We start from the raw sequence: 7,968 nt of genomic DNA on the forward strand, positions 1-7,968 counted from the left end.
ACATTGATATTAGGCGCCATTCAGGCGCGGTATTGAACTGAGCTTAATCGTGGTAAGTTCAATGAGCGATGTGAGTGAGATGAAGTCTAATAAGACATGTTGGTCTTTGGAGTACGACGGACTCTTACATTATTGTCTCTATTAAATGTAGCTCATTGTTTCGTCGTTATAAATTAGCACTCTGGCTCCATGTTAGCGACAAAAAAAAGAAAAGACCGAGGTCTTTTCTTTTTAGGGGAGGTTGCGGAGAGCTTGCTCAGGCAACTCGAGTTTTCCGATGGTTTACATAAGCAAAAGCACTAGCGACAAGAAGCAAAAATGTCTTGGTTCTCTCGGTATTCTTTGGTTTGCACGTCCATTAGGCCAAGCAAGGAGTCGAACAGGTTATCGTGAGAAAAGCTCTGCTCTTTCCCCGCCTTTCTTAAGCAGGTTTGGTTTATCCCTTTCTGCTCGGCGAAGCCATCAGACATCCACATGATCATAGGCACATGGGTTTGCTCTTTCGGTGCCAATGAATAAGGCATGCCGTGTAAGTAGACACCATTTTCGCCTAATGACTCTCCGTGATCGGACACGTACATCAACGCCACGTTGTATTTGTCGGTCAGTTTCTCTAGTTTTTGCATCGCCTGTGAGAGGAAGAAATCCGTGTACAAGATGGTGTTGTCGTAGGTATTGACCACTTCTTCTTTGGTACAGTTTTCAATATCGGCGCGAGCACAGTCTGGGGTGAATTTCTTATGTTCTTCTGGATAGCGTTCAAAGTAAGTCGGGCCATGAGAACCAGAAATATGGTAGAAAATGATGCTATCTTGCTTGAGATCTTGCGTATCTTGTTCGAAGTTCTCTAGCATCGCTGTGTCGTAGCATACGTCGTTATTACACAATTGGTCGCTGTCTTTGGCGATGAGCGTCATCTCTTTGATTCGATGTGCGACCGCCTTATCCCCACCATCATGTTCTCTCCAAATAGAGTGAATGCCCGCGCGGTTCATAATGTCGACCACGTTATCTTGGTTGTAGGCTTTGTCGCGATCATAGTTGCTGCGATTCATGTTCGAGAACATGCAGGGTACTGAAACTGCGGTGGCTGTACCGCACGACTGAACATCAGAGAAAAATATCGGGTTATAAGGCTTGGTATGAGCGTTGGTTTCTCTCTCATAGCCATAATATTGGTAGTTATACACGCGAGCGGTTTCGCCAAGCACAAACACCAATAAGGTCGGTTTGGTTGCCGCTTTTGCTTGTGGCTTGAGTTGAGCATCTAATCCCAATTCTTGATAGGGGATGGGCTGTTTGATGTAGGTGTTATTGATATATTTGACTGTTGATGCTACATACTCGGTCGGAATGATCATCTTTTTGATGTGCGAGTTATTGCGACCAATCGATACGTAATCTTTGTAGAAAAGCCCGGCAATAATCGCAATGACGATCAAGGAAGAGAGCAAGCCAATCGATTTCCAGACAAAGAAATCCTTCCAAGACTCTTTTTCAAGTTTGGTAAACAACAGGATGAGAGATGGAATACCACCCATAGCCAGTAGCCATAAGATCGAGTGACCACTGATATAGCTGGCTGCTTCACCGCTATTGGTCTCAAACACATTCTCTATCATGCCGTAGTCGACGAATATGCCGTAATTGAACATGCTGTAGCTGACTAAGGTTGAGGTGATCAGCAATAAGATGAAAAACGGCTTAGAGAAAATAGGCCAGTTGAAGACTTGGAAGATGAAATTAAAGGCAGCAAGGAAGAAGATAGGAATGGAGATAAGAAACGCAACGCTTTCAGACTTCGATGCCTGAACAATACTAAACAGTTCTTGGGAGAGAGGTAGATTGACGACAAGCAGATAATACACGGCCAACACAAAAGGCAGCTTGTTTATCGACATGTTAAAGCTTGGTAGATTCATAGGTCTTGTTTTCCTGCGTCTCTTATCCCTTTATTTTAGTCTCGCTACCAAGAAAGCTCTAATATCAACGCATAAAGCTCAGTAAGTAATGGTGAGCGGTAAACCGGCTAAAGTGAAATGACGCGATAGTGCGTGTAGAAACAAAAAATTCACTTTACTGAGTGACCTTCATGACAAGGTGGAACAGCAAAGTGAATTAGTATGTTCAGCTTATTCTATGTGGTTCAATCACATTAGAAGTTGTAAGAACCACCGAAGCTAATGCTGTTGAAGGCAAGTGTTTTGTCTTCTTTCTTAAAGCCGTAGTCGTTCTCAACACTCACTGCGTCTGCTTGTGAGATTAGGCGTAGTGTTAGATGTTCGATTGGCGTGTATTCAACACCAACACCAAAGTGGAAACCGGTACCGCTATCGTCATCATATAGAGCTGCGTTATTTGCGTTTAGGTCAACAGAGCTTAAACCTGCAAGCACGAATGGACGAATCGTGTTGTCGAACGTATAACCTAGGTTTGCTGATAACGAAATAGAAGTTGGCGACAGTTTTGCAGCACCCTTTTTGTAGTCTGCGTAATCGTTGTAGCCAAGTTCAACACCAACGATACGGTTGAACTGGTAGCCACCGTATAGGTTGTAGCCCATGCCATCTGAATCTAAGCTACCTTGACCATCTGTATCAGAATCTTGGTAGACACTAAGTCCGCCACCAATGTACGCACCGCCGTCAGTACCTGCAGCCAAAGCTGGAAGAGAAACTGTGCTGATTAAACCCAGTGCTAATGCTGATTTCGTTATCTTGTTCATCTTTGTTACTCACTCTTAAATGTCATGCCAGTATCAATAATTTTTATTTTGCGCCCTTTCGACCGTTGGTGAGTATTATTCCGTAGTCTTGTATGTATTACTGTATGGCTTTGTAAGCTGAATCGTTACATAGTAGAAAAAATACACATCAGGTTGCTTAGTGAGTCAGGCTGTTTAAAACAAGGAATAAACATGCTAACGAAACAAAACACAGGTTTGGTGGTTGTGGACGTACAAGGCAAGCTCGCACGCCTTGTTGATGAGAGCGATACGCTGATTGCTAATTGCGGAAAGTTAGCTCAAGGAGCGCAGATTTTGGGGTTGCCAATTATTAGCTTGGAGCAGAACCCACAAAAGTTAGGTGCTACGGTCGACGAACTGAATGACCTATTGAGTGATGCTAAGCCGATACCCAAATTCACTTTCAACGCGTGTGATGAGCCTAAGTTTGTTGAGGCGGTGCAAGCCAAGGACGTGGATACTTGGTTAGTGTGTGGTATTGAGGCTCACATTTGTGTTTATCAAACCACAATGGGGTTGTTGGAACTTGGGTACAATGTTCAGGTAGTTGGCGACTGTATTAGTTCAAGAACGGCGCTCAACAAGGATCTGGCAATCCGCCGATTAACGGATGCTGGTATCCAAATCACAGGATTGGAAATGAGCTTATATGAACTGGTAAAGGACTGCCGCGCACCAGAATTTAAGTCCATTCTATCCTTGATTCGTTAATCACCGAGAGGCTGTCTATCGCCACCGCCTCGGTAAGAATCGAGCGCAACTTTCAAGCGACGCAGTTTGTCGCGCGAACGGTTCTTGTGATTGACTGCGATTCCCATCGAAAGCACATCTACTAGTGCCAACATTGCGTAACGAGAAGCCGATGGTTTGTAGATGAAATCGGTTTCCATATGCTTGATGGGTAACAAGATATCGGCAATTTTTGCTAGCGGTGTATCTTGTGGCGTAATCGCAATAATCTTAAGTCCGTACTGCTTGGCTAATTCGGCGGTTTCGGTGATCACTGGCGTAAAGCCTGTCGCTGAAATCATCACCATCACGTCATTGGCATCTGCCGTGGCAGCAACCATACGTGACATCAAGCCATCGTTGTACGACACCACTGGATAGCCCAATCGGAACAGTCGGTGTTGCAGTTCTTGAGAGGCGATAGTCGAACCACCACCCATGCCGATAGCAATGATTTGTCTGGCGTTATGCAGCCAGCTGACTGCGGTTTCAACGTCTTGCTCTTTGAACAAGGTGCGGTTGATGTCTAGGCTTTGCTTGATCGATTCGTAGATACCTTGATAACCCGTTTGGTCAACCGGTTCGAGGATAAAGCGCTGGCCAACGGTTAGCGTCTGAGCCAACTTAATCTTCATATCACGTACGTTGCTGCAACCGATCGCTTTAGCAAAACGTGTAATGGTGGCTTCACTCACTTGAGCGCTTTCAGCAAGCTCTGTGATGCTGGCATTGGCAGCAAAATCAATGTCGTCCATGATCAGCTTAGCGACTTTTTTCTCTGCATCACGAAGAGCGGGAAAACGCTCCGTTATCTGTGAAATGATATCTACTTCTAAACTCAAGAATCCTGATCCTTTGTTGATGGGGCTAATCGTTATTACCTAGTTATTAAGAATCTAGCTCGTAAGAAGCAAGCTCTTTAGCTTTTTATGAGCACTAATCCATTAAAAACTAAGCCTTAGCCCCGTTAGTATATCTTATTGCTTCGCTGATTCTAGCTTATTGAAAAATCGAACTAGAAGCAGGTTTTCACCCAGTTTGTTACCTGATGGTCGTCATCGCTGATGGCAATGTAGCGCCACTTATCGAAGGTTAAACACGGGTGTGAGGTTGAGAAGGCAATCATGTCTCCCACTTCAATCTCAGAAGAGCCGTCCGTTTCAACAAAGGTATGCTGATCCATCACGGCGGTCGCAGTCAGCCCTTTCACAGAGATAGCTTTGCCATTGCGATAGCCGCGTTCGGCAATAGGTAAACCCGCATCAAAGGCCACATCACGCTTGCCTAGCCCAACCACTAGTTTAGTCGGTTCTGGGCGAGAGATTACATACGCCCATACCTCAAGTGCCGATTCCAGATCTCCACCCAATTCACACGCGTAACCTTGGTTTGCTTGGGCACGCTGCAACACTTTGCTTTGTGCGTCTAGGTAAATGCCTGTGTCGTGAATGGCATAGCAGCCCGGGCGGATGATCGCCAAGTAATCGGTTAGGTTCGCCAAACATTCTGCAACCACGTCATACCAAGCAGAACCAGCGCCCGTGATGATAGGTTGCCCTGCAATTAGGCCATCTGACGCGAGGCTTTCGACTGAGGTGAGCGCGTGATTTAAGAAGGTACGAATGTCTTGTTCTGCATTGTCACCGTGAATCACACCTTCATATACCTCAATACCTGCCAGCGAAAGGGCAGGTGTGTCTTGTATGGTTTGAGCCAGTTCTAGAACTTCTTGTGGTGAACGACAACCACAGCGACCGCCCGGTACACCAAATTCGATCAGTACTTTTAGTGTCTGTTTTGTATTAGAGAAATATTGGTTAAGTTGCTGCACGTTTACCGAAGAATCCACACAACAGTAAAAGTCGATATCAAACTCACTGATCAACTGTTCAACGATCGCCATGTTGGTTTTACCCACCAATTGGTTGGCCATGATGATTCGTTTTGCACCCGCCATAGCGGCAACTTCTGCCTGTGCAGGCGTTGCTACTGTAATACCCCAAGCGCCATTTTCTAGTTGTTGGCGGAAAAAAGCAGGTGTCATTGATGTTTTGCCATGTGGCGACAATTTAACCTGATGGTGATCGGCGAATGATTGCATCCAATTCAGGTTATTGGTTAAGGCGGATTGTTTGATAATTGCTACCGGGAGCGAAATATCTTCATCAACCAGTCGGTAAATACCGTTCTCAGATTGTGATATTGCTCTCCCTTTTTGGCCTTTTTCAGTCAAGATAAAACTATCGTTTTGATACTTTATAACATCTTTATGTGCAGGGTTATGTTTCATTACTGATTCCTAACATGATTTAAGTTGTTGTTATTTAATGTTTAAATATATCCACAATCTGTTTTGTGGTAGAAACTATCACACAAATTAAAATATTATGTGTGTTTTGTCACTGAAAATAATCGGCTGAATTTCTAATATAGCTCCATCAACAGAGTGGATTGAGAGAGTGAGAAATGTTGTTCGATACGATAATTAAAAATGTAGAGGTGTTCGATGGCACCGGCGAACAATCGTTTTGTGCCGATGTAGCAATCCGAGATGGAAAAATCGCCGAAATTGGCAAAATCGATCATGAAGATTGCAGCCAGTTGGTTGAGGGAGCAGGCTTAGCATTGGCTCCTGGATTCATCGATGTACACACACACGACGATACCAATGTTATTCGTTACCCAGACTGCCTACCAAAGATCAGCCAAGGTGTGACAACCGTGATTGTTGGTAACTGTGGCATCAGCGCATCGCCAACGGTTTTGGCGGGCGATCCACCAGACCCAATGAACCTATTAGGCGCGCAGGCTGATTTCAAATACCCAACCTTTGCCGCGTATGCACAAGCAGTGGAGCAAGCGCAACCAGCGGTGAACGTAGCAGCGTTAGTTGGCCACACCACACTGCGTAACCAAGTGATGGACGACCTACAACGCACCGCAAGCGAAGAAGAAATCGCGGTAATGCAAACCAACCTTGATTTAGCGATGGAGCAGGGTGCACTGGGTTTGAGTTCAGGTTTGGCTTACGCCAGCGCGAAACAAGCTAATGCCAACGAAGTGATGCAGTTAGCGAAAGTGCTTTCTAGCCATGGCGGCATCTATACCACGCATATGCGTACCGAATTTGAAGAGATCTTAAGCGCGATGGAAGAAGCGTTTGAGACTGGGCAATACGCGAAAGTACCGGTTGTTATCTCTCACCTTAAATGTGCAGGTGCAGGTAACTGGGGCAGAACCGTTGAAGTACTTGATTTGATGAACAAGGTTTCTGAGCACCAAGATGTGTCTTGCGACTGCTACCCATACTCAGCGAGCTCTTCGACATTAGATTTGAAACAGGTGACGGACGATTTCGATATCTTCATTACTTGGTCTAAAGCAAAGCCAGAACATGCAGGCAAAACGCTTAAGCAGATTGCTGATGAGATGAACCTACCACTGATGGACGCAGCAAAAGCGCTTCAACCAGCCGGTGCGGTTTACCACTGCATGGATGAGAACGACGTAAAGCGCGTATTGAAATACAAGCTGACCATGGTTGGTTCTGATGGTTTACCAAATGACCCGCATCCACATCCAAGATTGTGGGGCACTTTCCCGAAAGTCTTAGGCCACTACTGCCGAGATGAAAAACTGTTTGCGCTGCCAGAAGCGATTCACAAAATGACCGGAATGTCTGCGAAGCGCTACAACCTCGCGGGAAGAGGTGAGATTCGCCAAGACGCATTTGCCGATTTAGTTTTATTTGATCCAAAGAATATTAAAGACACAGCAACATTTGAAAATCCTATGTCAGTTGCTGAGGGAATCGAAAGTGTATTTGTAAATGGTGAGTTAACTTACCAAAAAGGAAAAGTAAAAAATAATCGTTCAGGCGTTTTTATTTACCGTAATTAGAATTTAATTATTTTATTAAATATACAGTAATAAGAAAACGACGAATTAATTTAAATATATTGGAACAGAACCAATATTATCTATAAAGAAGTGGAGTTAAAAAATGACTATTAAACGTTACGGTGTTGAAGGCGGTACAGGTACAGGCGGACAACATTTACCATTTGCACGCGCAACTGAAGCGGGTGGTTTCCTATACGTTTCTGGCCAGACACCGATGACAGATGGTGAAGTGGTAGAGGGTGGCATTGTTGACCAGTCTCGCCTAGCGATCCAAAACTGTGTCGATATCATGACTGAAGCGGGCTACGGCCTAGAAGACGTAATGCACGTAAAGGTTGTGCTAACGGATTCTCGTTACTTCCAATCTTTTAATAAGGTATTCAAAGAGTTCTTCGGTGCTAACCCACCGGCTCGTATCTGCATGGTCTGTGACCTAGTGGTAGACGTGAAGGTTGAAGTAGATGTGACTTGCTACCGCGCGGATCGCGTTTAGTAATAACCTAATCACAATTACCTACTTAGAGAGTATTAGGGGCAGGGCAAGATTACGAAGCCCCTTGCCCTGCAAGGACTTGCGAAAGGTAAGCGTT

At 44.9% G+C, this 7,968-nt stretch carries 7 protein-coding genes; 3 read left to right on the forward strand and 4 right to left on the reverse strand.

Annotated features, from left to right (window positions below; genetic code table 11):
• Positions 1 to 299: 299 nt before the first annotated feature.
• The gene (locus tag AB6E78_RS19760; RefSeq protein ID WP_372134099.1) at positions 300 to 1,922 is read right to left on the reverse strand and encodes a phosphoethanolamine transferase; all 1,623 of its coding nucleotides are present in this window, start codon (positions 1,920 to 1,922) and stop codon (positions 300 to 302) included.
• Positions 1,923 to 2,155: 233 nt separating this feature from the next.
• Positions 2,156 to 2,725, reverse strand: a complete 570-nt coding sequence (locus AB6E78_RS19765; RefSeq protein ID WP_017065161.1) for a porin family protein — start codon at positions 2,723 to 2,725, stop codon at positions 2,156 to 2,158.
• A 192-nt stretch (positions 2,726 to 2,917) separates the two neighbouring features.
• Between AB6E78_RS19765 and AB6E78_RS19770 the strand changes: the two genes are divergently transcribed.
• Positions 2,918 to 3,457: a hydrolase gene (locus AB6E78_RS19770; protein ID WP_108184970.1), complete on the forward strand. Its 540-nt coding sequence runs from the start codon at positions 2,918 to 2,920 to the stop codon at positions 3,455 to 3,457.
• Here AB6E78_RS19770 and AB6E78_RS19775 read toward each other — a convergent pair.
• Together AB6E78_RS19775 and AB6E78_RS19780 are read right to left on the reverse strand one after the other, a co-directional pair.
• Positions 3,454 to 4,317 carry a MurR/RpiR family transcriptional regulator gene (locus AB6E78_RS19775; protein WP_017062019.1) on the reverse strand — a complete coding sequence of 288 codons (864 nt, stop codon included), beginning with the start codon at positions 4,315 to 4,317 and terminating at the stop codon, positions 3,454 to 3,456. The genes AB6E78_RS19770 and AB6E78_RS19775 overlap by 4 nt on opposite strands.
• Positions 4,318 to 4,490: 173 nt before the next feature.
• Complete coding sequence (locus AB6E78_RS19780) at positions 4,491 to 5,765, reverse strand: amino acid deaminase (protein ID WP_372134100.1); 1,275 nt, start codon at positions 5,763 to 5,765, stop codon at positions 4,491 to 4,493.
• A gap of 176 nt (positions 5,766 to 5,941) precedes the next feature.
• Between AB6E78_RS19780 and AB6E78_RS19785 the strand changes: the two genes are divergently transcribed.
• Together AB6E78_RS19785 and AB6E78_RS19790 are read left to right on the forward strand one after the other, a co-directional pair.
• The gene (locus AB6E78_RS19785) at positions 5,942 to 7,375 is read left to right on the forward strand and encodes an amidohydrolase family protein (RefSeq protein WP_372134101.1); all 1,434 of its coding nucleotides are present in this window, start codon (positions 5,942 to 5,944) and stop codon (positions 7,373 to 7,375) included.
• Positions 7,376 to 7,478: 103 nt separating this feature from the next.
• Positions 7,479 to 7,871 (forward strand): RidA family protein, encoded by a 393-nt coding sequence (locus AB6E78_RS19790; RefSeq protein WP_017065166.1) that lies wholly within the window; start codon positions 7,479 to 7,481, stop codon positions 7,869 to 7,871.
• Positions 7,872 to 7,968: the final 97 nt, after the last annotated feature.

The organism is Vibrio sp. 10N.247.310.98, from assembly GCF_041467395.1.
Lineage (GTDB): Bacteria > Pseudomonadota > Gammaproteobacteria > Enterobacterales > Vibrionaceae > Vibrio > Vibrio crassostreae_C.